Raw genomic sequence first — 24,465 nt, 5'->3', positions numbered from 1 at the left:
CGGGATTTTCCCCTCATCCGCCTTTCAGGCACCTTCTCCCAAGGGAGAAGGAGGGCTTGCATGTATAGACGCCGCACCAGGCCAGACTTTGACTTCCGGAGTTCGATAGCATGAGCGCAGATACAAAATGGGTTTACGCCTTTGGCGGCGGCGACAGCGAAGGCGAAGCCGGGATGCGTGAGCTGCTGGGTGGCAAGGGGGCCAATCTGGCCGAGATGGCCAAGCTGGGCCTGCCGGTCCCGCCCGGTTTCACCCTGACGACCCAGGTCTGCACGGCGTATTACGAAAACAATCAAGCCTATCCCGACACGCTGAACGCGCAGGTCGAGGCCGCCCTGACCAAGCTGGAAAAGGCGGTCGGCAAGGCGTTTGGCGATCCGGCCAATCCGCTTCTGGTGTCGGTCCGTTCGGGCGCCCGCGCCTCGATGCCGGGCATGATGGATACGGTCTTGAACCTCGGTCTCAATGACGAGACGGCGGAAGGGCTGGCCGAACTTTCCGGTGATCGCCGCTTTGCCTATGACAGCTATCGCCGCTTCATCCAGATGTATTCCGACGTTGTGCTGGGTGTTGATCACAGCGTGTTCGAGGACATTCTGGACGGCTTCAAGGATGATAATGACTATTCGCTCGACACCGAGTTGAGCGCCGATGACTGGGTCAATATCGTCGCCGAGTACAAGGCCGCCGCGGCGCGCGAGCTGGGCCGTGAGTTCCCCGCCGATCCGCGCGAACAGCTGTGGGGCGCCATCGGTGCCGTGTTCGGCTCGTGGATGACCGACCGCGCCAAGACCTATCGCCGCCTGCACGATATTCCGGCCAGCTGGGGCACCGCAGTCAATGTCCAAGCCATGGTGTTCGGCAATATGGGCGAGACCTCGGCCACCGGTGTGGCGTTTACGCGCGACCCCTCGACCGGCGAGAGCGGTTATTACGGCGAATACCTGGTCAACGCCCAGGGCGAGGACGTCGTGGCCGGCATCCGCACGCCGCAATGCCTGACCGAGGCGATGCGCGAGAAGATGGGTGACGATAATCCGTCCATGGAAACGGCCATGCCGGAGAGCTATGCCGAGCTGGCCGCTGTCTTCGACAAGCTGGAACGCCATTATACCGACATGCAGGACATCGAGTTCACGGTTGAACGCGGCCGGCTGTGGATGTTGCAGACCCGCAATGGCAAGCGCACCGCCAAGGCGGCGCTGAAGATCGCCGTCGACATGGCGACCGAAGGCCTGATCTCGACCGATGAGGCGGTGATGCGGGTCGATCCGGCCCAGCTCGACCAGCTCCTCCACCCGACCCTCGACCCCGATGCCGAGCGTGACGTCCTCACTTCCGGCCTGCCGGCCTCGCCGGGCGCCGCCTCGGGCACGGTAGTGTTCGACAGTGACGAGGCGGAGGAATTGTCCAAGGCCGGCCATAAGGTCATTCTCGTGCGCATCGAGACGTCACCGGAAGATATTCACGGCATGCACGCCGCGGAAGGCATCATCACCGCGCGCGGTGGCATGACCTCGCACGCCGCCGTGGTGGCGCGGGGCATGGGGCGGCCTTGCGTCTCCGGGGCTGGTCAGATCAAGATCGACTATGCCGCCAAGCAGTTCGCGGTCGGTCGCCGCATCGTCAAGCATGGCGAGATGGTGACGATTGACGGCGCGTCGGGCCAGGTCCTGATGGGCGAAGCCAAGATGATCAAGCCGGAGCTGACCGGCGATTTCGGCAAGCTGATGGTGTGGGCCGACAAGGCCCGCCGGATGAAGATCCGCACCAATGCCGAAACCCCCGCCGATTGCGAGACCGCGGTCGAATTCGGCGCTGAAGGCATCGGCCTTTGCCGCACCGAGCACATGTTCTTTGATGCCGACCGGATCGCCGCCGTGCGTGAGATGATCCTGTCGAACGACCAGGATGGCCGTGTGACCGCGCTCGACAAGATCCTGCCGATGCAGCGCGATGACTTCGCCCAGATCTTCCGCATCATGGGCGAGCGTCCCTGCACGATCCGCCTACTCGACCCGCCGCTGCACGAATTCCTGCCGCACACCGAGGAAGACGTGATCGATGTTGCCAAGGCGACCGGCCTGCCGGCCGACCAGTTGATGGCGCGGGCGCGGGACCTGGCCGAGAGCAATCCGATGCTCGGTCATCGCGGTTGCCGTCTGGGCATCACCTATCCGGAAATCTACGAGATGCAGGCGCGGGCGATTTTCGAAGCCCAGGTGGCGGTCGAGAAGGAGACCGGCTTCCAGCCGCTCGCCGAAGTCATGATTCCGCTGGTCGCAGCGCCGGCCGAGTTGCGCATTCTCAAGGCGCGCGTCGCCGGGGTCGCCAAGGCGGTGGCCGAGGAGACCGGCGGCAAGCCGAAATACCTGATCGGCACCATGATCGAACTGCCGCGCGCCGCCCTGATGGCGGGTCAGATCGCCGAGGATGCCGAATTCTTCTCCTTTGGCACCAATGACCTGACCCAGACCACGTTCGGCCTGTCACGCGATGATGCCGGCAAATTCCTCAGCGAGTACATCGAGGCCGGCATTTTCGAGAAAGACCCCTTCGTCACCCTCGACCGTGATGGCGTCGGGGATCTGGTGCGAATCGCCGCTGAACGCGGCCGTGCGACACGTGATTCGCTCAAGCTGGGCATTTGCGGCGAGCATGGCGGCGACCCGCTTTCGATCGATTTCTGTGAAGAAACCGGGCTCGATTATGTGTCCTGTTCGCCATACCGGGTGCCGATTGCACGCCTGGCAGCGGCCCAGGCTCGCCTGCGTCGCCAGTAACACGTCGTTGAAATCGTGAATAAAATACCCGCCCTTCTGGTCGAGGGGCGGGTATTTTCTTATTTGTAACGAGGTGCCCGGCTTGACCGTTATGGTCGGCTCCCATAGAGAGGCGCGCTCGTTTCACGAAGGATTCAGGTCCGACGCGTCATGGTAATCTTGTCGTTACACGGCACGATTCGTGAAAGGTCGAATTTGACGCTGGACAGGAAATACGGAGACCGAATGGACCTCGACGCGGCTCGCAGCCAGCAAAAGCAGGTGGCGACAGCATTGCATATGCTGGCGACGCTGCTGCTGTGCGCGTTCACCGTCCTGCTCCTCAACCTGGCCTCCGCCCGTGCCCGCGAACAGGACGAGACCCTGGTCTGGCAGGCAATGGCCTTCCGCTATCTTCAGGCTGGTGATGTCGATGTCGCCTGGCAGGCGCCCGAGCAATTGCGCATCGCCTCGCTGATGCTGGAAGCTGATCGCGACGCTGGCGCCGTGTTGACCGCCCGTCCGCTCGACGATCTGCGCACCTTTGACAGCTCGCATTTCGAGAATGCCGCCGGGATATCGGCCCAGGTCGATTGTCTCGCCCAGGCCATCTATTACGAAGCGCGCAGCGAGGGCTTTGTCGGACAGCTGGCCGTGGCCCAGGTCATCATGAACCGGGTCGACAGCCGACATTATCCCGACTCGATCTGTGGCGTGGTCTATGAAGGCTCCGAGCGCACGACCGGTTGCCAGTTCACCTTCACCTGCGACGGTTCGATGGTCCGCGAAGCCCGCGGCCGCGCCTGGCGCCGGTCCCAGCTGGTCGCCCAGCACGCCTATATGGGTTTCGGCCGGGATGTGACCCGACGCGCGACGCACTACCACACTGTGGCGGTTGATCCGTACTGGAACGACAATCTCGTGCGCACGCGCCGGATTGGCACGCACATCTTTTATCGCTTCCCGACCCGCCGCGAACGCGCGGCCGGCATTGTCCGCGAACGCGACGCGTAAGCGGCTTGCGCCTCAGGCCGACGCCAGGAAGGCGAGCCTGTCGTCGAACCGGGACGGTTCAAACTCGACGATCTGTGAAGTAACAACGCCTGACGTGACAAATGGATCCGTGGCGATGCGCGCTTCGATCGCCGCCCGACCGGCATTGTGGGCCAGGACCGCGCCGCCGCCGCCCTGTCCCTGAGCTGGCGTAAGGCTGCCCGAAGCCAGGAAGACACCGTCATCAAAACCGCGTTGCAGCCAGGCCTTGTGCCCGTCCATGTGGGCGGGCGCGGCTGCCTTGTCGGCGAATTTGAGCAGGATGAGATACATCGCCCTGCCTCCCTCAGACCGCTTCCAACTCGACCGGCAGCGTGTCGGCGAAGGCTTTCATTTCGCACAGGCGGGCATACCAGGCCTTGATCCGGCCACCGGACGGGCGCCAGCCGGCCAGGCCGAGCTGGGTGATGTTCGAGCCCAGGACCAGATCAGCGATGGTCGGCTCGGGCGTGCCGGCGATCCAGTTGGCTTCGCCCAGGGCCGTTTCCATCAGCGGGACCAGCTCGCCGAGCACTGTCTTGCCATGCGCGATGGCGGTCAGGCTGCGTTCGGCCTCGGCGGCGAAGACCGAGTTGTAGACAATGTCGCGCACCGCCGGTGCCATGCGGGACTGCCCCCAATCGGTCCACTGATCGACAATGGCCCGCCGTGCCAGCCCGGTCGGGTACCAGTCGTCGAGCCGGTGGCGATTGCACAGATAGCGCAGGATTGCGGTCGATTCGTGCAGCACCAGATCGCCATCGATCAGGGTCGGGACCTGATGGTTGGGATTGATCGCCAGATAGGCGTCGGACATGTGTTCGCCGGTCTCGAGCGATACCAGGCGTGGCTCATAGGGCAGGCGGCAAGCATCGAGCAGGGTCACGACGCGGCGGGAATGCTGGGAGTAGGGATGGAAATAGAGCGTATACATCGCGGGGCTCCGGAAGGCCGGGCCGCCCTCCGCGACCCGTTCGCCCAATGTTCTACGCCAGGCCTGCTGACAGCCTTGTGGCAGGAGTGTCGCGCCTGATGACGCTTGGCGCGGCCAAATTCATTGTTAATGTGTTGTTTCTAGTGTGCGTGTTCTGACCGAGTGCTTTTCAGGTTCCCGTGGAGACCGCATGGCGATCGCCCAATCCGACACCATTCCTGACCGACTCTGGCTGTGCATGGCCGACAGCAACCGCACGCGGGTGCTGTCGCGGGCACTCGCCAAGGGATTGGGCATGACGGTCTATATGGGGCCGACCATGGACGATGAAGGGCCCGTCGCGATCATTGTCGCCGATGATGCCCACGCCGCCCGCATCGCCGAAGCCCGCCGCAATGCGGCGCCGAAGCAGCGTTCCTTGCTGGTCACCGCCAATGCCCGCCGTGCCGGAGCCGACATATTTCTCGATCATGATGCCGATGCCGGCACGGTCACCAACGCCATTGACGGGCTGCGGGCCTATCGTGCCCATGAGATGACAATTCCCGACGATGCGGAAATCGGGCTGGGGGCGACCCAGTCGCTCGAGGTCGGCGAGTTCTCGATCCAGACCCGAGAGCAGGCGCGCGATGTCGCGATCATGCTGGGGCGCGCCACACCGCGCCCCTGCGCCACCGCAGTCGGCCTCTACGTCCTTCTTGCCAATGCCATTGAGCACGGCAATCTCGGTTTTGATGCCACCGAGAAAGCCAAAGGGCTCGCCGAGGGCAATTGGCAGCGCAAGCTCGCCAAGCGCATGACCGAGAGCCTTTATGAGGATCGCCGGGTCCGGCTGCGCTTTCAGCGCGGTGGCCGTATCCTGTCCTTTCTCATCCAGGATGATGGCGAGGGGATTGATGCGGAAACTGCGGAAATGGCTGACCCGTCGCGGGCCGGTTATCGCGGCAAGGGCATCAAGCTCGCGAAATCGATGGGTTTCGGCCAGATCAACTATCTCGGCATCGGCAATACGGTTGAGGCGTCGGTCCTCCTGCCGCAGCCGGTTGATACCGCCAGCGCCCAGCCTGCCGCCGTTGCCCGCTGAGCTGCGAGCCTGATGAATGGCGGTTGAACCGACCGCTCAGGATTGCCTCATTTCCGAACCTTTAGACATGAGTTCTCGCTTACGAGTTTCAGGAGAACCTGCCATGTCTATTCGCGCCACCACGCTCAAACTGGCCGCCGCTCTGGCAGGCCTGCTTACCCTGTCGCAACCCGCTCACGCAGTTGTCGGATTGAACGGCGTCGCCCTGCCAGCCGGTCAGGACTGCGCGATGCAATACTATCAGCACAACATGAATGGCCCGATGTTAGTGAAGGCTGCTGGCGCGCTTGCCGGTCGCTATGAGTTGCGGGTCGCGCGCCACAATGCTGCCAACCAGGTGCTCGCAGACCTCAGCGGCACATTTTCCGGTGGTCATTGGCAGGACACGGTGCTGACACGTGCCAGCTTCCTGTCGACGGATTTTGTGCGTGGCCGCATTGGCGGCGTCGATGAATACCTGATTGATGCGGAGCTTCGGGTGTATGACACGCGCGGGCGATTGGTCTGCCGCTCGACCGAGGTCGAAATCCGGCCATTGTCCCAGATTGCCGGCAGCGTCTCGCCGACACGGCTTGAACTGGTTCCCGAGCACGAGGCTGAAGTCGAGCCTGATCGTCGTGCGCCGCAGCTCTTGCCGCAATACCGCAATCGCCAGCCCCTGAGCTGGGGCCGCCGCCACTGAGATCTGTATATTCCCTGCGTTGTGAAACTCGGCCCGGTGCACCCGCACCGGGCCTTTTTCATGGCTCTCCGGCCTCTGACAGAATTCGTTCATCTACCTGTTTTGACTATGAATACAGCACTCAGCATTCGCTCATCGCCGGGTCTTTAAAACAGGTGACAGGCTTCGATGCATCGGGCGTCGGCCAGCAAAATTGGAGTAGTCAAATGAAGACCCGCTTTCTCATTGCCAGCGCCCTCGCGGCAGTTTCCATCCTCGGCACGGTCGGTGCAGCTGACGCGCAATCGCGTAACCGCGTTTCGGTCGCCCAGCAGGGCTACCAGAACGACATTGCCGGTCGCCAGACGGGCCACCGCCAGAGCATGGTGATCAATCAGCGCGGTGAGCGCCAGTATGTCACCGTCATCCAGGACGGCGCCCGCAACGGCACCACGGTTGGTCAGAACGGTCGCTACAACGAGGCCCATGTCGACCAGTTTGGCCGCAGCAATGACGCCGTTGTCGGCCAGCAGGGCTACAACAATTACACGCGCAACATCCAGACCGGCAATCGCAACATCGTTGGCGTGTCCCAAATGGGCCGCAACAACACCGCGGTCACGGACCAATACGGCAGCAACAATGCGGCCGGCGTGATCCAGGTCGGCAATGGCAATTCCGCCAATCTCCGCCAGACCGGTTCTGGCAATGTGACCCTGATCATCCAGGGCGACCACTAGGACGACCCCGCCGGGCGCAGCGGCTTGACGCCGCTGCGCCGACCGGGCCGCCCCAGCCAAGGAGGCTGATATGGGTATCAAACTGATTTCACTGAGTTCGCTGGCAGCCATGGCCAGTATCTGGTTTGCCGTTGAGGTGGACGAAGCGCCGCTCGAAGCCCGCCTGTCAGACATGGGCAATGGGTCGGCCTGCGGTATCGACCTGACCGAAACAGTCGACGGCCTGGTCGTCACCGCCTGGAGCGCCCCGGATGCCGGCGCGAGCTGGGACATGATCGTAACCCAGCGAACCGGCGGCGGTTCCTTCGATATCTACCAGGGCGGTGATATCGAACCCCGCGGTGAAGGCGCTGTCATCCTGTCTGACATCACCTTGGACATGGAGACCGATTTCAACGCACGGCTCTCCACCTGGAGTGCGCAGGGCGAGTTGCTTTGTCGCTGGGGCAGCAACGCCTGACCACTAGGCACCTGCGGCACGCGGCCGGAGGTTCCGGCCAGACTGATGAGCACGACCGGGATACCGCACGCGGGTCCCGGTCGGCTTGTGTTTGCGGCCAGCTGTCATGCCGGCGCGCCCTGTCTTGCCGTACAGCGCCGCACACCCCATTTCACCATCACTGATCAATGGGGAGAACAAGATCATGACGCTTACCCTGTCATCCGTGGCACGTACCCAACTCGACCAGGTTTACCGCGCGCTCGACGGCATTCTTGCCAAGGGCGAAGCCTTTGCACGCGACAAGGATGTCGAGGACAGTGTGTGGCTGAACTGGCGCCTGTCGCCGGACATGTTTCCCTTTGCCCGTCAGGTGCAGCTGGTCTCCGACTTCAGTGTGCGCGGCATGTCGCGCCTGGCCGGCGTCACCCCGGCCTCAATGCCGGATGATGAAACCAGTTTCGCCGAGCTGCGGACCCGCATCGAAAAGGCCCGTGAAGCGGTCTGGGCCTTGGACACCGCGGCGATCGACGCCGATCCGGAAGCCAACATCACATTTCCCGCGGGTCGTGATCGCGAATTGACCTTGCCGCGTCAGGCCTATCTGCAGAATTTCGTGATCGCCAATGCGCTCTTTCACGCCTCGACCGCCTACAATATCCTTCGGCAATTGGGCGTGCCGATCGGCAAGGCCGACATGATGGGGATGAGCCGTTAGCGGGATGTCGCAGACTTGCCGTCATCTGCTGTCTTGAGATCGGGTCGGACCTTGGCAGCCTGCCACTCCGGCCCTATCTCAAGTGCATGAGCCAGAATCTGCCCCTGCCTGACCAATTGCCGCTCTTCCCGCTCGGCGGCGCAATCTTATTGCCTGGCGAAATCCTGCCCTTGAACGTCTTCGAGCCGCGTTATCTGAACATGCTTGACGATGTTCGCCGTGGTGGCGGGCATATCGGCATCATCCAGACCCGACCCGGCAGTGATCCGGGGCACCCGGAACTGGCCGTGATCGGCGGTGTCGGTCGCCTCAAACAGTGTCAGGAGACTGAAGACGGTCGCTACTTGATCACGCTGGTCGGGGTTAGTCGCTTCCGGCTTGAGCGCGAAATTGCGACCAAGACGCCGTACCGGGTGGCTGAGCCGGACTACACCCCGTTCCGCGATGATCTCTTGCCGCGCCGCGAACCGGATGCGGATCGGGAGCGGTTGCTGCAATTGCTGCAGGCCTGGTTCCAGGCCGAGCAATTGACCGCGGACTGGCGCAGCCTGCGCGATGCGCCTATCGCCGTTCTGGTTGACCAGTTGTCGATGAACGCACCGTTTCCGGCCAGGGATCGTCAGGCCTTGCTTGAAGCGCCGGACAGCGCGGCGAGACTGGATCTCATGCAAGCGCTTCTTGCGGCGCGGATTGCCGACAGCGCCGACGGGCCGATCCAATAGCCGGTCGCCGGCCCGAGGGCGGGTTCAGTTTTTCAGCCAGTCGAGGGCGCGTGTTTTTGATGTGAAGACGTCGGCCTTGTCGCCATTGCGAGCATGGGCGCGGCAGGCCCCGCGAGCGATGTCGCGCTGTTCCTTGCGCACGACATAGGCGATCCGGTAGCCCTTGAAGAGCCGCGCAACGAATCTGAAACGCTCCTCCCAATCCAACTCACCGAGTTGGTAGTCGGCGCTACGGATATCGTAGAGGATCAGGTGGCTGTCGATTTTTGCGGCGATGCTGGTGAAGGCGCTGGCCGGAGCACGCTCGGCGCCTGCCACCCGTTCGCCCTCGGCTCGCAACTCGATCACATTGTTGACCAGTTTGAGTTCGAAGCCGCGCATGGAGTAATTGTTGTTCATGCGGCGTCGGCCCCGCCGCCCGTCGGCTCACTCTTTCCGAGCTGGGTCGGTCCTGTGTCCATCCAGCCATACTCGCGCAGATTGCCGTGAGCGGCAATGCAAGGCAGAGCCGCCCCGCGCTTCGAGCAATTCCATGACCCGACCGATCTGCCCGTCCTGATCCGGGCGGCCAACGAAGGCGGTCGGATAGGGCGTGCAGATACGGGCGATGACGCGGGCGCGTTCTTCCCAGGCATCCGGCGTGAAGTCGTAGTGCGCGCCGCGTACATCAAACAGGACGCCGGAGACGTCGGAATGGGCCAGAAAGCTCTCGAACGAACGTCCGCTGTCGCGCCCCATGCCAACCGTGCGTGTGCCTTCCGTCCGCATCTCCAGCACACTGCCGTCGATGCGAATCTCGAAGCCTTCCATGGAATAGGCCTGGACCACGCGCTCTCCCTTTCACGATGAAGGGGCGGTTATGGCGGTAATCATGCCAAGAATGTGGCGGTTTGGCCAATTTTGCGCGAATGGAGGGGGAGGCGGCCATGCGTATGCGGGTAGCTGGCGCATTTTCAGCGAAAGTGGAAACCGGTTTCGCGGTTCGAAAAAGCGTCAAAACAAAGCTCTAACCGGATTTGCGGGCCAGGGTGGCAAAGCTGGTCGGCATGTACGGGTCGAGCCGGGTCGCGTCCGCTGACCAACGGTCCTCGTAAAATCCCTCAATCGTGAAACCGGCCGCAATCTGACCGCCGATCTGGTCTTCCAGGCTGTGGGAATATTCCAGTGCCTCGCGTCGGCGGACACGTTCCTCGCGCTGTCCGACCGGCAGGTCGCGGGCGGCGGAGAAGGGCAGGTGAAAGCGTGCAGTCAGCGGTCCGCCGGCGTCCACCTCGTCATGATCGAACAGGAAAAAGTCCGGATTCATGAAGCCGGCGAGCAGGCGGCCACCGGGTTTGAGGATGGCGGCGCATTCGCGCCAGACCGGCAGGATGCGGCCGGCGAACAGGTTGGATGTGGCATTGAAGACCAGATCATAACCGCTCCCGACCTTGTCGGAAAATGCCGTCATGTCAGCCTCGATGGTTTCAAGGGCCAGACCTTCGCGGGCCGCCACCTCGGCATCCTTGGCCAATTGTGCCGGTGACAGGTCGACACTTGTGACGGTCGCACCGGCAGCGGCGAGCATTGGCGCCTGTTGCCCGCCGCCGCTGGCGAGACACAGGATGCGGGCGCCCTTGATGTCGCCGAACCAGTCGCGCGGTACCGGCTTGTTCGGTGTCAGGATGACCGACCAGTCGCCAGTTCGAGCGGCGGCGATGGTGGCGGCATCGACCGGTTGGCACCACTCACTGTCGCCGCTTTCGCTCTCGGCGTTCCAAGCGTCCCGATTATGTGCGTGGATGTCCATCTCTCACCCCATGACCCGCTGCCTGCCTAGCCTGCGGTGCGACGGCAGACAAGCCGATCAGCCCGGCTTGCGGGTTTTCAGGCAGGCGCAGTTTTTCATCTCGGTTTCGCACAACCGGTCCAGCCATTCATCCAGCGCGATCGCCAGGATGCGTTGCTGTGACCAGCTCATCTGCACCGAGACCGTGCCCAGGCGCCGCTTCTGTTCGGCAGTCAGGCGGACGGCGGTGCGGTGTTCCAACGGGGCATCGGGACCGGGCAGCGGACGCGGCTTATTGGGGGGTGCCGCGCCGCTGCAACACCCGCCCGGCGGCGAGGCGGAAGCGGGTGTTTCCGACGCCTGTTGGCCAGGCGTTCCGGAGCCGGTATCGGGGGCATGACGCGGCGGCGGGGCGGCGTCAGCCGGCATGGGTGGGCGTTTGCGGGCAAACAGCGGCGTGTTGTGGCGCTGTTGCTCCCGCGGCTGGTTTTCCGGGCGCGGCGGATCAATGTCGCGGCGCTGCGGCTGGTCGGTATAGGAGGCCGGGCCGAGCGGCGAGGGGATGGCAGGCGAGGCCTCGCCCTTGCGGGCAAGCAGTCCGGCGTGAAGGCTGGCGTATTTGGCGCTCATGAACGGGTCCTTCCTGGCGGGCTCAGGCCGTGAAACGGCGCCCGAAGGGTTGATGGCTGGCGCGGCGACGATCCGGCTTGCCCGGCGGCGGACCGCTGTCGGCCTTGCGACGGTCAATCCCGTCCCAGTTGGAATTGGCCGAGGCGGCCGGACCCGGCGGTGGTGGCGGGGCGCCGGCGGCGGCGAGGGCATAGCCGGGCTGGTTTTCCAGCGCGTCTTCGTCCTCTTCGACCTCCTGGCCTGACATGCCGGCGGTGGCGGGCGACAAGATGTCGGCTTCGAAGGTGGAGCGCGGTGGACGGTCCAGGAGATCGCGCGGATCGCTGGCCCGCATCCGCATCAGCCGGTCGTCGAGATAGGCCCAGAGATTGGCGACCTCGACCGCGGAGCGACTGCTGTCGGAGACCTCACCGACGGTGCGGCCATCAATCATTGAGGCGGCAAAGTCGACGCGGTGGTGCAGGGTGACCGGGGCGACGGTGCCGTGCTGTGACAGGGCGACCGCCGTCTCGCCGGTGATCCGGGCCCGGGCGGTGGCGGAATTGATGACGAAGACCAGCGGCTTGCCCTGCATCTGCACGATGTCGACCGTCGGTCCCACGGCGCGCAGATCGTGCGGGCTGGGACGGGTCGGCAGCACCACGAGATCGGCATGGGTGATCACTTCGGCGATGGTCGAGGTCACGGCCGGCGGCGTGTCGATGATGATCAGGCGATAGCCGGCATCGGCGAGCAGCTTGATGTCACGACCCAGATCCGGCACCGAGATGCGGGCAAAGGCCGGGACGCTGCTGGCCCGCGCATTCCACCATTTTGCCATCGAACCTTGCGGATCGGTATCGACCAGGGCGACCGGCCCGGCCCCCGACAGCTCGGCCTGGACGGCCATGTGGGCTGACACGGTGGTCTTGCCGGACCCGCCCTTCTGCGACGCGAAAACCACGACTTGAGCCTTGCCTGTCATGACGGCACCTCTCCCGTGCGACCGCGCAATGGCGGCCTCCTCACGGCACATCAAAACAGGCATGTCTTGCACGAGGTCTAAGCCGGGCCGACGGATTTGAGTCGAAATTTCGCCGTATTGTCTGCGTCTGTTCGGGTCTCAAGCGAGCCAGGAGACCAAGCCATGCCAGAACAGACCGTCACCGGGGGCGACATCATCCGGGTCATCGCGGCGATTTTCCTGCCGCCGCTCGGCGTCTTCCTGCAGGTCGGGATCGGCGCGCAATTCTGGATCAATATCGTCTTGACCCTGTTCGGTTACATCCCCGGCATCGTGCACGCGGTGTGGATCATCGCCCGCCGCTAGGCGCAAAAAACGCCCGCCGCTAGGCGCAAAAATCGCCCGCCGCCAGGCGCGGGTGTCCGCCGCAAAGCCTGGTGATGCGGGCAGGGGACAGGCGGCCAGCCAGTCCCGTCCGATGCAAACCCGTCCTCATGTTAGGCTGATGCCGGAATGAGGAGTGAATGCATGACTGAAGCCGCCCTGAACCGCTATATCGCCCTGCATGAGGCGCTGGGCCGTGGCCGCTCAAAACCCGATTCGACGGCGTTGCCCTTCACCGCCTCGGCCCTGTTGCGCACCGCTGACGAGACGGCCGAGCCGCGCCAGCTGGTGAGCCGGACCCGTGAGATCCACGACGCAATCAAGGACCGCCTTGGCGGCCATCGCGCCCCGACCGGCTCCCTGCGTTGGGTCTATGCGGCGATGATGACGGCCCGGGGGATTGATCCGGAGCGCTTCTTCGCCCTGCGCGAGGCGGTGCGCGCGGCCCGCAAGGCCAGCGGTACCGGATCGGTCCATGGCGGCGGTGCGCGCGCGGCCCTGGTCCTGGCCCTGTCGGACGAGCCGACCGAGACGCTGGTCGCCCGCTTCTACGCCATCAAACAGGCCATCCGCCCGCCCTGGTGGCGCTCCGATGTCTCGATCACTGACACGTTCGCCGCCGCCCATGCCGCCGAGGGCGCCTCTCCCGGCGATGTCACCGCCCGTCGCGAGCAGGCCGCGCAGGTCTTCGCCGCAGACCATCATTTCAAGCATTACAAACGCGAGGCAACCCGTCTTGCCGTGCTGCTGCACGCCAGCCCGCACCAGGCCGTCGCGGCCTTCGACAGCCTGCGCGAGGCCGCCCGTTCACAAAAGCGCCTGCGCGGCGAGCATGACAAATCGATGCTGGTCGCCTGGGCCGTCGAGGGGCTGACCGTCGCCGATGTCCACGCGATGGCCGATATCAGTGAACGCCTGCCCAAGAAGTGCCGTGGCGCCGGCGCCCCGCGCACGCGGTTGGCGCACCAGATCCTCACCGCTGACCGTCCCGGTGTGCCCGCGACCGACGTCTCCGCCATGGCCGCCGTCATTGCCGCCCAGACCGCGGTCATGGTGGCCATCATGAGCAGCACCGTGGTCGCGACAACCGCAACGGCGAGTTAGCGGGCAATACGTCCCGGACGGCTGGCAGGCCAATCGCTCCGCACGCGCAAGGCGCCGGAGGGATGGGAGGGAGCGGGATGTCGGCCGGAGCCGATAAAGCGCTGATTTCATAACGGTAGGCTTCGACAAGCATCCCGCTCACGGAGTTTTCCCGGACGCTCTCGCCCCCGATTCCAATGCGCCAGGTACTGAGGGTCGGTCGTTTAGTGCCCCTGGACCTGATCGCACGCCCTGCCGGAGTTTCGGGATGTCACCCCCGAGACGCGGACAGGCTCCGCAAGTCTCCGGGCACAAGTGACTGAGCTCGTGCCTCCCGTCCCGAAAACCGAGGGCATTATCGCCCGCGGCGAAGGGGGGAGGATAAGTTTGTCTCTATCCCCGCCTCACACACCGTCATCCCGATGACAATCGGGACCCAGTCTGCGACGCGAAGTCGTTGCCAGGGCGTGCGAAATCGCGTCTGCGAGGCTGGGTCCTGACCTGCGTCAGGATGACGGATTTGGGTGGGTTGTGCGGGGACAAGTTGGGTAAATAACGGCGCAATCGCGCTCGCCAACCCCTACATCCCTTGCCGAGACCTCGCCGCATCCGGTTTTCCAGGTCAAGGGCGCGAAGCGCCGCTGCGCGGTTTCACCCTTGAGCTGGAAAATCGGATGCGGCCTGCTGGCCGACAAGGAATGTCTGGCTCAAACCGCGCGGTGCGCCTGTTTTGTCGGGAAGTGGCGGATTCCTTTCTGCCCCCGCCGGTCACCCATTTGGCTCATTGTCCAGTCATCTTCGCCTCGCTAGCTTGAGCCGACAAACAGGGGACAGATCATGACACCGACCAATCGCACGCTTCTCGCCAGCCTCGCCGCCCTGGCCGTTTTCGCCAGCCCGGCCCTGGCCCAGAAAGGCCCGGCCCCCGCCGCCACGGACGATTGCGACCATGTCGCCATGGCCTATTGGGGCGGCGATCCCGACAGCGGACTCGTCGCCGAGACGGTCACGATCTGCGGCGAGGATGGCCGCGTCCGCGCCACGCTCTCCCTGGTCGACAGCGCTGGCGAGATCCACTTCCAGCGCCAATATCCCACCGACGAGGTCATGCTGCTCGCCTCGCCCACCGACGGCGACATGCCGACCCGCCTCGACTACTGGCTCTCCGCCTTCTCCGACCTCGACAACACCACCCACATCCCCGGCCCCGAAGCCGAATTCCCCTTCTACGCCGCCGAAGGCCTCACCGACGCCGACATCAACACCCTGCGCGCCGAAGCCCGCGACATGGCCTGCTATGTCCAGGGTATGGAAAGCGCGAACTGCCTGGTGCGCGACGGCAATGGCGTGCGTGAAATCGGCCTGATGCTGTTTCCGGGCTAGGGTTTCCGCCTCTCCCCGACCGGGGAGAGGTCCCGGAGCGCGACAGCGCGCCGGGGGTGAGGGGCGCGCCGCCCTGCGGCGCATGGGAAGGCTTTTAATGGGCGCTGACGCGCCGCCCCTCATCGGCCCTGCGGGCCACTTCTCCCCAGTCGGGGAGAAGCAGGGAGGGCTGCCTTTCTTCCCCACAAGGTGGGGAAGTGGGCCGAGGCGGGAGCCTCGGGTCGATGGGGCCGAGCGCAGCGAGGAGCTGCCCTTGCCGCCTGCGGCGCTACCCCACCGTCTCGCCCTGCGGGGCGATCCACCTCCCCACGCTGTGGCGAGGAAAGGCGGAAGTCGCAGCTTGGCCGGACAAGACCCCACCCCATCTCCCACCGTCATCCCCCGGTCGCGGCAAAGCCGCGATCCGGGGGACCCCAGCCACCCGGCCGGTCGTTCTGCCTCCGCCCGCGCGCCCTGATGAACAACCCGGCGAGCCGAGGTCCCCCGGATGCCCGCTGCGCGGTCCCCGTGGGATGACGGAGATTGAGGGTGTGAAGCGAGGAGAGGGATTGCCGCCACCAGGTCCTTCCCCTTGATGGGGAAGGTGCCCCGAAGGGGTGGAAGGGGTGAAACGCGCAGCGTTCCGTCACCCTCCGCCGATCACCCACTCCGTCTGGCCGCTGGCGCGTCCAGCCACCTCGCCCATCAAGGGCGAGGACCCACCACCCCATCTCCCACCGTCATCCCCCGGTCGCGGCAAAGCCGCGATCCGGGGGACCCCATCCACCCTGCCGGTCGTCATGCCTCCGCCAGCACGCCCGGATGATCAACCGACGAGCCGAGGTCCCCCGGATGCCCGCTGCGCGGTCCCCGTGGGATGACGGAGATTGAGGGTGTGAAGCGAGGAGCGGGAATGCCGCCACCAGGTCCTTCCCCTTGATGGGGAAGGTGCCCCGAAGGGGCGGAAGGGGTGAAACGCGCAGCGTTCCGGCACCCACCGCCCATCACCCACTCCGTCTGGCCGCTAACGCGTCCAGCCACCTCGCCCATCAAGGGCGAGGACCCACCACACCATCTCCCACCGTCATCCCCCGGTCGCGGCATCGCCGCGATCCGGGGGACCCCAGCCACCCGGCCGGTCGTCTTGCCTCCGCCAGTGCGCCCAGGTGACCACGCGGCGAGCCGAGGTCCCCCGGATGCCCGCTGCGCGGTCCCCGCGGGATGACGAAGATTGAGGGTGTGATGCGATGAGCGGGAATGCCGCCACCCGGTCCTTCCCCTTGATGGGGAAGGTGCCCCGAAGGGGCGGAAGGGGTGAAACGCGCAGCGTTCCGTCGCTGGCCGCCCATTACGCGCTCCTTCTCGCTCTGCCGGGCGATCCGCCTCGCCCATCAAGGGCGAGGACCTTGGCTCAATCCCAAATCTGAGTTGGAAGCGGGGATGGCAATGTGAAACGCACTCTCGATTGTGAAAGTCGTGTGTGTCACCTATTTCTGCCGGCAGATGTTTTGACCAGGGCTTGCAGTTCATGGAGGCGCTCTGCTCCGAGCCGATGGATGGCGCGATGACAGCTTGGGCAGAGGACCGCAAAGTCTTGGATGCGATAGAGTGCGTCAGTTCCTTCGGCGAGCGTATGCAGTGGAATTAGGTGGTGCGCGTCCAACATATTAGTTCCCAACGCTTCACCATATTTGATGCGCAGGTCGATGCCGCAACCCATGCAGACATCGGGATAGTGCTTTTTAATTTTCTTCGCGGCACCGCGGTTTCGCTCGATGGTTCGATGTAACGCATAGCGCCTTCGCTCAACTATAGTTAGGCTTTCGAGGCCATCAGCCTCGGCCAGCGCGTTGATTTCCTCTGCCGATTGCCAGCCACCCAATGACATAAGTTTCTTGTAGGCGGCCATAACGAGCTTGAAGTCGCGTGAGAGGCTAGTTTCATCCGGAAGGTTGGCGCATTCATACTCAAAACCTACCACGTGCCCGGCTTCGTAAAACGGGCCTAGCCTATGGCTTCGTAGGGTTTTGAGTTGAATAGCAGAAACCGCACGGGCGCTATCGATAGCGCCGACACGACTCCGCATGGTGGAGGCTCGTTTAGCGAGCTCCTCGAGGGTGTGAGTGGTGTCTTTGTATTCGTCGCGGAGGGCCGAACAGCCTTGGTTGAGAGAAAGATAAAGCTTGTTGCCATCTTTGCTGAGCAGATAAACTACGTAGTAGCCAAGCTGTGTTGATGGGGCGACGCCTGGGTCGCGTACCACGACCCAAGAGACTTCGGCCCAATTCGCGGATCCGCTGCTTCCTTTGACCTCAAACCGAGCAGGCTCGATTAGGAGTTCGCGCAGTGCAGCGGGAACACCGGTGACCACCGCTGAGTGGCTATTCGTGCTGACTTTTCGCGGCTTATTGGTGTCAGGGGCCTGTTCCCAGGTCAGCCGATCTCGCGTGTAGTGCTCAACCCAGCTTAGAATTTCATTTCTCATGCGTAGGAATCTGCCCGCATTCGGGTCAGTTGGCCATAGCTAACTGATTGAGGGAAAATAGATTGCCCCCCCCCCCTCACTCCCCCCGCAACGCCAAAACCTCATCCCTTAACCGCGCCGCTTCCTCAAACTCCAGATCCGCCGCCGCCTCGCGCATCCGCTTCTCCAGATCCGCGATCACCGCGACCACATTATCCCCCGCCACAAACGCCGCCTGATCGGCCTCGCGCAGGCCTTTCGGCTTGCCATCGCCCTTCTTGCGACCCTTGGCCGCCACGCCGCGGCCCTTGGCTTGCGACTCCATGACTTCTTCCAGGATGTCGCTGATGCCCCTTGTGATCGTTGTCGGGGTGATGCCGTGTTCTTCGTTGTGGGCGATCTGTTTGGTGCGGCGGCGGTTGGTTTCGTCCATGGCGCGTTGCATCGAGCCGGTGATGCGGTCGGCATAGAGGATGACTTTCGAGTCGGCGTTCCGGGCGGCGCGGCCGATGGTCTGGACCAGGCTGGTCTCTGACCTCAGGAAGCCTTCCTTGTCGGCGTCGAGAATGGCGACGAGGCCGCATTCGGGAATGTCCAAGCCTTCGCGCAAGAGGTTGATGCCGATCAGCACGTCATAGACGCCGAGGCGGAGGTCGCGGATCAGTTCGATGCGTTCGACCGTGTCGACGTCGGAATGCATGTAGCGGACCTTCAGGCCCTGCTCGTGCATGTATTCGGTCAGGTCCTCGGCCATGCGCTTGGTCAGCGTGGTGACCAGGGTGCGGAAGCCCTTTTCGGCGGTGGCGCGGGCCTCGTCGATGACATCGTCGACCTGGGAGGCGCCGTCTGTGGAGACCGGGCGGATCTCGACGGGCGGGTCGATCAGGCCGGTCGGGCGGATGACCTGTTCGGTGAACACGCCGCCGGTCTGGTTCAGCTCCCACTGGCCCGGCGTTGCCGAGACCGAGATGGTCTGCGGCCGCATGGCGTCCCACTCCTCGAATTTGAGCGGGCGATTGTCGAGACAGCTCGGCAGGCGGAAACCGTGATCGGTCAGCGTCTTCTTGCGGCTGTAATCGCCCTTATACATGGCGCCGAGCTGCGGGATCGAGACATGGCTCTCATCAGCGAAGACGAGGGCGTCCTCCGGAATATATTCAAAGAGCGTGGGCGGCGGCTCGCCCGGCTTGCGACCGGTGAGATAGCGGGAATAATTCTCGATGCCGGCGCAGGAGCCGGTGGCGCCGAGCATTTCCAGGTCGAACTCGGTGCGCTGTTGCAGGCGCTGGGCTTCCAGCAGCTGGCCATTGGCCTCCATCCAGGCGAGGCGTTCCTTGAGCTCGGCCTTGATCTTGACCACGGCCTGGTTGAGCGTCGGGCGCGGCGTCACATAGTGTGAATTGGCGTAGAATTTCACCGATTTGAGCTCGGTCATCGTCTTGCCGGTCAGCGGGTCGAATTCGGTGATCTGCTCGACCTCGTCGCCGAAAAAGCCGATGCGCCAGGCGCGGTCGTCATAATGGGCGGGGAAAACTTCCAGATTATCGCCGCGAATGCGGAAGGTGCCGCGGATGAAGGCGGCGTCATTGCGGGTGTATTGCAGATCGACCAGCTGGCGGGTGATGGCGCGCGGATCGGCGATGTCGCCGGGCTTCAGCTCGAAAGTCATCGCCGTATAGGTCTCGACCGAGCCGATGCCGTAAATGCAGGAGACCGAGGCGACGATGATCACGTCATCGCGTTCGAGGATGGAGCGCGTCGCGGCGTGGCGCATCCTATCAATCGCCTCATTGATCGAAGATTCTTTCTCAATGTATGTGTCGGTGCGCGGCACATAGGCCTCGGGCATGTAGTAGTCGTAGTAAGAGACGAAATACTCGACGGCATTGTTGGGGAAGAAGCTCTTGAACTCGCCATAGAGCTGGGCGGCGAGGGTCTTGTTCGGCGCCAGGATCAGGGCCGGGCGCTGCACCGCCTCGATGATCTTGGCCATGGTGAAGGTCTTGCCGGTGCCGGTCGCGCCCAGGAGGACCTGGTCGCGCTCTTCATCCTTCAGCCCGGCGACCAATTCCTCGATCGCCTGCGGCTGGTCGCCCTTGGGGGAGTATTCCGAGACGCACTGGAAACGCTGCCCGCCCTCGGACTTTTCCGGCCGGTCGGGACGGTGCGGCGTCCATTCGCCCGCCGTCGACACGCTGGTCAGCGTATCGAGCACGAAGTCTTCCGGGGCGGTGAGGGTGTCGTCGAGGGTCAGCTTGGCCATGCGTGTGAATATGTGACGCCGCGCGCGCAAGGGCCAGTGCCGGACTGCGACCGCCCTGCCACCGTTCTGTCAGGAGGGGTCATAGCGCATGAGCGGGCGTTAGGCTGGCGTTCAGGCGCGTGTGGTTAACTGGGCGACTGAGGAGATGACAATGTCTGCCCTTTCAGTGCCCATCCCGGATCGTCTCACCGTGCTGCTGGTCGATGACAGCCGCCCGGTCCGCGCCGTCATCCGCACATTGCTGACGGGGATCGGTTTTGCGCGCGTGTTCGAGGCCGCCGATGGCGATGAAGCCCTCGTCCTCACCCGCACCTGCCGCCCGGATCTCGCGCTGATTGATTATGATCTCGGCCTGTCCTCCGGGCTCGACCTGGCGCAACGCCTGCGCGATCCGCGCCAGTGCGACCGGCCCGACCTGCCGCTCTTCCTGCTCGCCGCCGACGGTTTCGCGCATCTGGTCCGCGGCGCTGCGGCTGCCGGCGTTTCTGCCGTCCTGCCCAAGCCGGTGAATCCGCAGACCCTCCTGACTGCGCTGGCGACCAAGCTGGCAGCGCAGTCGCCATTGCCGGGCGGGGCGGATATGTTAGCGTCTACAGCTGGAGGACATTGATGCATGTCGAAGACGCCGCTCGCCGGAATGCGCATTCTCGTGGTCGAGGATGTGACATCGATCCGCAGCCTTATCGTCAAACTGCTCGGGCGCCTGGGCTGTGAGGATGTGATCGAAGCGGCTGATGGTGAGACCGCGTGGCAGCATCTCAAACGCGTCGAACTTGATGCCATGTTGCTCGACTACGAGCTGGAATCCGATGACGGCGTGTCGATCGCCTGGCGTGTACGCAGCGCCAAGGATCTGTCCAACAAGGATGTGCCGATCATCCTCTTGACCGCTCATGACGAGATCCGGATCGTTGAAGCAGCCGCCAAGGCCGGGATCGACGCCTATCTGGTCAAGCCGGTCATGCCCGACCGCCTCGGTCAGCGCATCCGCGATGCCATCAAGCACCGCCGCAACCAGCTGGGCCTGCCACCGGTCAGCACGGAAGTGTCCTGGGACGATTGATCTGACCGGCCGCTCTCACGCGTCGTCGAACACGTCCGCTTCAATGACGGCGTCCAGACCCAGTTCCAGATAATCACCCAGCATGGGGGCGCCGAGCAGGTAGTCCTCGGTCGGGCCGCTGCGGCGGCTGCGCGCTTCGCGCACGGCGTCGGGGAAGTCGCGGCCTTCATAATCGCCGCGACCGATCCAGTAGAGGGCCACCAGTTCGGCCTGGGCCTCCTCGTCGAGCGAACCCAGCCAGTCCTCGATCTCTGTGCGGATCGGATCAATATTGCCGGTGAGCAGGCTCTCCACGGCATCACTCTCGCCGCTGTCGGGATCCGTCTCGTAATCGTCGATCTGTTCCTTGCTGTCATAGGCGCGGGCCCGATCAATCAGGCTGCGCACCATTTTCTCTGCGATGTTCATGACCGTGCCCTTTTCAAGCTGGGGAAATCACCGCGACACAACGATGTGAGCCTAGCACAGAAAGGGCGGCGTGTGACCGGGGTGGCCGGGCGTTTTGCGGAATTCACCTCCCGCCGCGCGCGACTCCGGCCTTGCACCGCGCGCGCATCGCCGTAAGACTCAAGCCTGTCAATCGCTTGGTCTGCAATCGGGGGGTGCGGATGACGCTCTCGCTGGGACAACTCAGCAATCAGGTCTTCAATGCCTGCGCCGATTTTGGGACCGGCGAGATGCCGACGCTCGGCCTGTTCGCGGCGGCCGCTGTCGTCGATGGCGGGACGAGCCTGGGCGGCTATCTGGCCGTCAAGGCGGGGCAGAGCCTGCTGTCGCACGCCGAGCGCCAGCGCGGGCTGACCCTGGGCAGCAATCACACGCTGTTGAGCCTGGTTTACACCGCAAAATGGTCTGCAGTGCGCGAGATTGCCCGCGAGCTGGACGCCGACGGCACGGCGAAATTCTCGCAGAATCGGACCCTCAAGGAGATATACGACACGGCCGCTTACGCGCTCAAACATCCGCCCGGCACGGTAGCAAACTCGCGCGATGCCGCGCTGATCGCGAAGGTCGGCTTCTGGTCGCGCCTCGGTCATCGCCTGACCGGCCAGACGGTTGCCACCCGCTTTGACGACAGCGACCTGGAGGGCTTCCACGAAAGTGATCGCACCCTTCTTCGCCAGGCCTCGACCGTCCTATCACGCGAGGCCGGCAATCGTCCCGACGCGGCGGCGATAGAGGGGTTTCGGGATGCGGCGGGCGCCGCCGCGGCAGAGGTTGTGCTGGAGGCGCTGCAAGCGCGGATTTTCCCGGCCTCGCTGGACGATGGCGGCGCGAAGGGCGGCCAGGACTTCCTGGACCGTTTCCATGATCCCAAACGCGGCTGGGCGGCGACATTTCGTGTCCTGCTGAAGGGGGCGCTGGAAGATCCCAAGCAAGACGCTACGACGAAGCGCTTTCTGTTGAGTTTTACGGCCAAGATACTGGATCTGACGGCATCGACCCATGCGCTGGTGCAGGACCTCACCGAACGCTTGCGATCGTTGCAGGCGCAGATTCAGGCACAGGGCGTGGTGCTCGATCAAGTTGATGACGGCGTTCAGCGGCTCATCCGTCTGGCCGAACCGGACCTGTTTCTTACCCGCGATGGACGCGAAACAAATTTTTCAGCCAATGACGCCCATGTTGCCTATTTCCTCGACTTCGTCTTTACCGCCAGGAAATCAGAATTTACCGGTCGCGACGCAGAATTCAGGGCCTTGCTCGAATTCCTTGGTCCGGATGAGGAAGCGTGCCGCTGGTGGCAGATCGCCGGGGATGCCGGGCAAGGCAAGAGCCGGTTGGCGCTGGAGCTGATCGATCTCGCCCTGATCAACAATTGGCATGCCGGTTTTCTGTCCTGGGGCGAGCTGTCGAGCCGGGCGGTGGATTGGGAAAGTATCCGGATTGACCGGCCGACCCTGATCGTCGTTGATTATGTCGCCGCGCCGGACAAGGGCGCCGCCTGCGCGAGACTGTTGGCCCAATTGATCCAGCGCGGCCGGGCCGGCGGACTGGACTGGCCGGTTCGTGTGCTCTTCGTCGAGCGTGCGCCTTTTCGGGGTGGTCACACGGCTGAAGGTGGCGGCAATGAAGCGCTCTGGTTTGCCCCATTCCGAAAAAATATCGGCGTTCTCGACACGGAGGCCGTCTGTTGCAATACAGACACAGCGCTCTGGCTCGGGCCGCTCCATGATGACGCCTTGCTGTCGATCGGTCAGTCCTGGCTGGCTTCACACGAGCTGGAGGCGCTGAACGAGGCGGAAATCGAACGCTTCAAGCGGCTGATTGCCGCCAAGGAGGGCGGGGTTCTTGACCGCGCTGACCGGGCCCGGCGACCACTTCTGGCCATGGTTTTTGCCGACCTGATCCGGCGCGAGGAAGGCGCAGCGGAAATATCCCTGGCCGGTGCGTTGAAGCTCTCCCTGCAAGCCGAGCGCACCCGCTTTTGGGAAGAAAGTCAGAGCGTCGCGTTCAAACCAAGCTCTGCTGCGGTGCGCCTGGCTTGCCTTGTCAACATCGTCGGAACACTCGATCCGGCTCGACATGGCGATGTGTTGGGCCGTCGCGACGAGGATTATTACGGCACGGCAGGCGAAGGCTGGGAAAAAACCTTCGAACAGGCCTGGGTCCTTCTTGGCCGCAATGTCACCGAGGGATTGGACGGCGAGTGGCCCGCCTTCACCGCGCGCGAACCCGACCTCTTCGCTGAATATTTCCTGGACTGGAGCGCCAGCTTTTTCCCACCGGTTGAGCGATCCAATCCGGCCAGCCACCTCGGTCCCATCCTCGAAGACGCCTGGTGCATCAATCCGCGGGCCACGCTGGAATTCCTCGTCCGCCTGTCCGAAGACGCTGACGATCTCGGCATGCGGGACGTATTCAACGCCTTGGCCGCTGTGCCGCTGCCGGAAGGGGCGGATTTTCCCAGCCTCGCAGAACTCCTGCCGGGGCATGGGGATGGGCCGGCTGAGCGGATGCTGTTCGCTTCATATGTCGGTCTGGCATCATTGTGCGACGCGGTCCTTGCCCAGGCCGGGCCCTCGCAATTGGACGCCTGTGTCAATCCGGCTGGATCTACAGTGTTTCCCTTGCTGTTTGCTGCGCAGAACGGGCATGGCGCGATTGTCGCGGCCTTGCTGGCGGCGGGCGCCGAGGCGAACCGGGTCGACGAACAAGACGGAGGTTTCCCGCTGCTGATGGCATCGGAGCACGGGCATGGCGCGATTGTCGAGGCCTTGGTGAAGGCGGGCGCCGAGGTGAACCGGGTCAATGAGCAGGACGGGACTTTCCCGTTGCTGCAGGCATCGCAGGAGGGGCATGGCGCGATTGTCGAGGCCTTGCTGGCGGCGGGCGCCGAGGTGAACCGGGTCAATGAGCAGACCGGGACCTTCCCGCTGCTGATGGCGTCGCAGGAGGGGCATGGCGCGATT

Annotated in this window: 24 protein-coding genes; 14 read left to right on the top strand and 10 right to left on the bottom strand. The window is 64.0% G+C overall.

What is annotated here, in order from left to right:
- Positions 1-110 precede the first annotated feature (110 nt).
- Positions 111-2,783: a pyruvate, phosphate dikinase gene (ppdK, locus tag C7435_RS08015; RefSeq protein WP_121210726.1), complete on the top strand. Its 2,673-nt coding sequence runs from the start codon at positions 111-113 to the stop codon at positions 2,781-2,783.
- A gap of 225 nt (positions 2,784-3,008) precedes the next feature.
- Positions 3,009-3,776, top strand: a complete 768-nt coding sequence (locus tag C7435_RS08010; RefSeq protein WP_233350713.1) for a cell wall hydrolase — start codon at positions 3,009-3,011, stop codon at positions 3,774-3,776.
- 12 nt (positions 3,777-3,788) lie between these two features.
- Here C7435_RS08010 and C7435_RS08005 read toward each other — a convergent pair whose 3' ends face one another.
- Together C7435_RS08005 and C7435_RS08000 are read right to left on the bottom strand one after the other, a co-directional pair.
- Positions 3,789-4,088 (bottom strand): YciI family protein, encoded by a 300-nt coding sequence (locus C7435_RS08005; protein ID WP_121210722.1) that lies wholly within the window; start codon positions 4,086-4,088, stop codon positions 3,789-3,791.
- A 13-nt stretch (positions 4,089-4,101) separates the two neighbouring features.
- Positions 4,102-4,728, bottom strand: coding sequence for a glutathione S-transferase family protein (locus C7435_RS08000; RefSeq protein ID WP_121210720.1), 627 nt, complete (start codon positions 4,726-4,728; stop codon positions 4,102-4,104).
- A gap of 190 nt (positions 4,729-4,918) precedes the next feature.
- Between C7435_RS08000 and C7435_RS17135 the strand changes: the two genes are divergently transcribed.
- The 6 genes from C7435_RS17135 (at position 4,919) to C7435_RS07965 (ending at position 9,092) form a co-directional block, all read left to right on the top strand.
- Positions 4,919-5,812 (top strand): hypothetical protein, encoded by an 894-nt coding sequence (locus C7435_RS17135; RefSeq protein WP_170150394.1) that lies wholly within the window; start codon positions 4,919-4,921, stop codon positions 5,810-5,812.
- A gap of 103 nt (positions 5,813-5,915) precedes the next feature.
- Positions 5,916-6,494, top strand: a complete 579-nt coding sequence (locus tag C7435_RS07985; RefSeq protein WP_121210715.1) for a hypothetical protein — start codon at positions 5,916-5,918, stop codon at positions 6,492-6,494.
- A gap of 206 nt (positions 6,495-6,700) precedes the next feature.
- A complete protein-coding gene (locus tag C7435_RS07980; RefSeq protein WP_075189029.1) occupies positions 6,701-7,213 on the top strand; it encodes a curlin-associated protein in 513 nt (170 codons plus the stop codon).
- 70 nt (positions 7,214-7,283) lie between these two features.
- Positions 7,284-7,673 carry a curli-like amyloid fiber formation chaperone CsgH gene (gene csgH, locus C7435_RS07975; protein WP_121210713.1) on the top strand — a complete coding sequence of 130 codons (390 nt, stop codon included), beginning with the start codon at positions 7,284-7,286 and terminating at the stop codon, positions 7,671-7,673.
- A gap of 184 nt (positions 7,674-7,857) precedes the next feature.
- A complete protein-coding gene (locus C7435_RS07970) occupies positions 7,858-8,370 on the top strand; it encodes a DUF1993 domain-containing protein (protein ID WP_170150393.1) in 513 nt (170 codons plus the stop codon).
- 86 nt (positions 8,371-8,456) lie between these two features.
- The gene (locus tag C7435_RS07965) at positions 8,457-9,092 is read left to right on the top strand and encodes an LON peptidase substrate-binding domain-containing protein (RefSeq protein ID WP_121210711.1); all 636 of its coding nucleotides are present in this window, start codon (positions 8,457-8,459) and stop codon (positions 9,090-9,092) included.
- A gap of 24 nt (positions 9,093-9,116) precedes the next feature.
- Here C7435_RS07965 and C7435_RS07960 read toward each other — a convergent pair whose 3' ends face one another.
- The 5 genes from C7435_RS07960 to C7435_RS07940 all read right to left on the bottom strand — a co-directional run bounded on the left by C7435_RS07960 (position 9,117) and on the right by C7435_RS07940 (position 12,454).
- On the bottom strand, positions 9,117-9,491 hold the full coding sequence (locus tag C7435_RS07960; RefSeq protein WP_121210709.1) for a hypothetical protein: 375 nt from the start codon (positions 9,489-9,491) through the stop codon (positions 9,117-9,119).
- Between the two features lie 27 nt (positions 9,492-9,518).
- Entirely contained in the window at positions 9,519-9,920 is a 402-nt protein-coding gene (locus C7435_RS07955) for a hypothetical protein (RefSeq protein WP_075189025.1), read from the bottom strand.
- A 178-nt stretch (positions 9,921-10,098) separates the two neighbouring features.
- The gene (locus C7435_RS07950; protein ID WP_121210707.1) at positions 10,099-10,881 is read right to left on the bottom strand and encodes a class I SAM-dependent methyltransferase; all 783 of its coding nucleotides are present in this window, start codon (positions 10,879-10,881) and stop codon (positions 10,099-10,101) included.
- 57 nt (positions 10,882-10,938) lie between these two features.
- Positions 10,939-11,490, bottom strand: a complete 552-nt coding sequence (locus C7435_RS07945; RefSeq protein ID WP_121210705.1) for a hypothetical protein — start codon at positions 11,488-11,490, stop codon at positions 10,939-10,941.
- A 22-nt stretch (positions 11,491-11,512) separates the two neighbouring features.
- A complete protein-coding gene (locus C7435_RS07940) occupies positions 11,513-12,454 on the bottom strand; it encodes an AAA family ATPase (protein ID WP_121210704.1) in 942 nt (313 codons plus the stop codon).
- Positions 12,455-12,616: 162 nt separating this feature from the next.
- Between C7435_RS07940 and C7435_RS07935 the strand changes: the two genes are divergently transcribed.
- The 3 genes from C7435_RS07935 (at position 12,617) to C7435_RS07920 (ending at position 15,283) form a co-directional block, all read left to right on the top strand.
- Positions 12,617-12,799, top strand: coding sequence for a YqaE/Pmp3 family membrane protein (locus tag C7435_RS07935; protein WP_121210702.1), 183 nt, complete (start codon positions 12,617-12,619; stop codon positions 12,797-12,799).
- A 162-nt stretch (positions 12,800-12,961) separates the two neighbouring features.
- The gene (locus C7435_RS17130; protein ID WP_170150392.1) at positions 12,962-13,921 is read left to right on the top strand and encodes a hypothetical protein; all 960 of its coding nucleotides are present in this window, start codon (positions 12,962-12,964) and stop codon (positions 13,919-13,921) included.
- 816 nt (positions 13,922-14,737) lie between these two features.
- A complete protein-coding gene (locus C7435_RS07920; protein WP_121210699.1) occupies positions 14,738-15,283 on the top strand; it encodes a hypothetical protein in 546 nt (181 codons plus the stop codon).
- Positions 15,284-16,745: 1,462 nt separating this feature from the next.
- Here C7435_RS07920 and C7435_RS07915 read toward each other — a convergent pair.
- Both C7435_RS07915 and uvrB read right to left on the bottom strand, forming a co-directional pair.
- Positions 16,746-17,747 (bottom strand): MrcB family domain-containing protein, encoded by a 1,002-nt coding sequence (locus tag C7435_RS07915; protein ID WP_121210698.1) that lies wholly within the window; start codon positions 17,745-17,747, stop codon positions 16,746-16,748.
- 76 nt (positions 17,748-17,823) lie between these two features.
- A complete protein-coding gene (gene uvrB / locus C7435_RS07910) occupies positions 17,824-19,989 on the bottom strand; it encodes an excinuclease ABC subunit UvrB (protein ID WP_121210696.1) in 2,166 nt (721 codons plus the stop codon).
- Positions 19,990-20,140: 151 nt separating this feature from the next.
- Here uvrB and C7435_RS07905 point away from each other — a divergent pair, with 151 nt between their 5' ends.
- Entirely contained in the window at positions 20,141-20,599 is a 459-nt protein-coding gene (locus C7435_RS07905) for a response regulator (RefSeq protein WP_170150391.1), read from the top strand.
- A 3-nt stretch (positions 20,600-20,602) separates the two neighbouring features.
- Positions 20,603-21,052 (top strand): response regulator, encoded by a 450-nt coding sequence (locus C7435_RS07900; RefSeq protein ID WP_075189014.1) that lies wholly within the window; start codon positions 20,603-20,605, stop codon positions 21,050-21,052.
- A gap of 15 nt (positions 21,053-21,067) precedes the next feature.
- Here C7435_RS07900 and C7435_RS07895 read toward each other — a convergent pair whose 3' ends face one another.
- Positions 21,068-21,460, bottom strand: coding sequence for a DUF3775 domain-containing protein (locus C7435_RS07895; protein ID WP_121210692.1), 393 nt, complete (start codon positions 21,458-21,460; stop codon positions 21,068-21,070).
- Positions 21,461-21,660: 200 nt separating this feature from the next.
- On the opposite strand from C7435_RS07895, the gene C7435_RS07890 reads away from it, so the two are divergent.
- Positions 21,661-24,465 (top strand): ankyrin repeat domain-containing protein (locus C7435_RS07890; protein ID WP_170150390.1); only part of this gene is annotated, 2,805 nt, incomplete at its 3' end.

This window comes from Maricaulis maris, from assembly GCF_003634045.1.
Taxonomy (GTDB): Bacteria; Pseudomonadota; Alphaproteobacteria; order Caulobacterales; family Maricaulaceae; genus Maricaulis; species Maricaulis maris.
The sequence above is the reverse complement of the archived record's forward strand: the minus strand, read 5'-3'. Positions and strand labels throughout refer to the sequence as shown.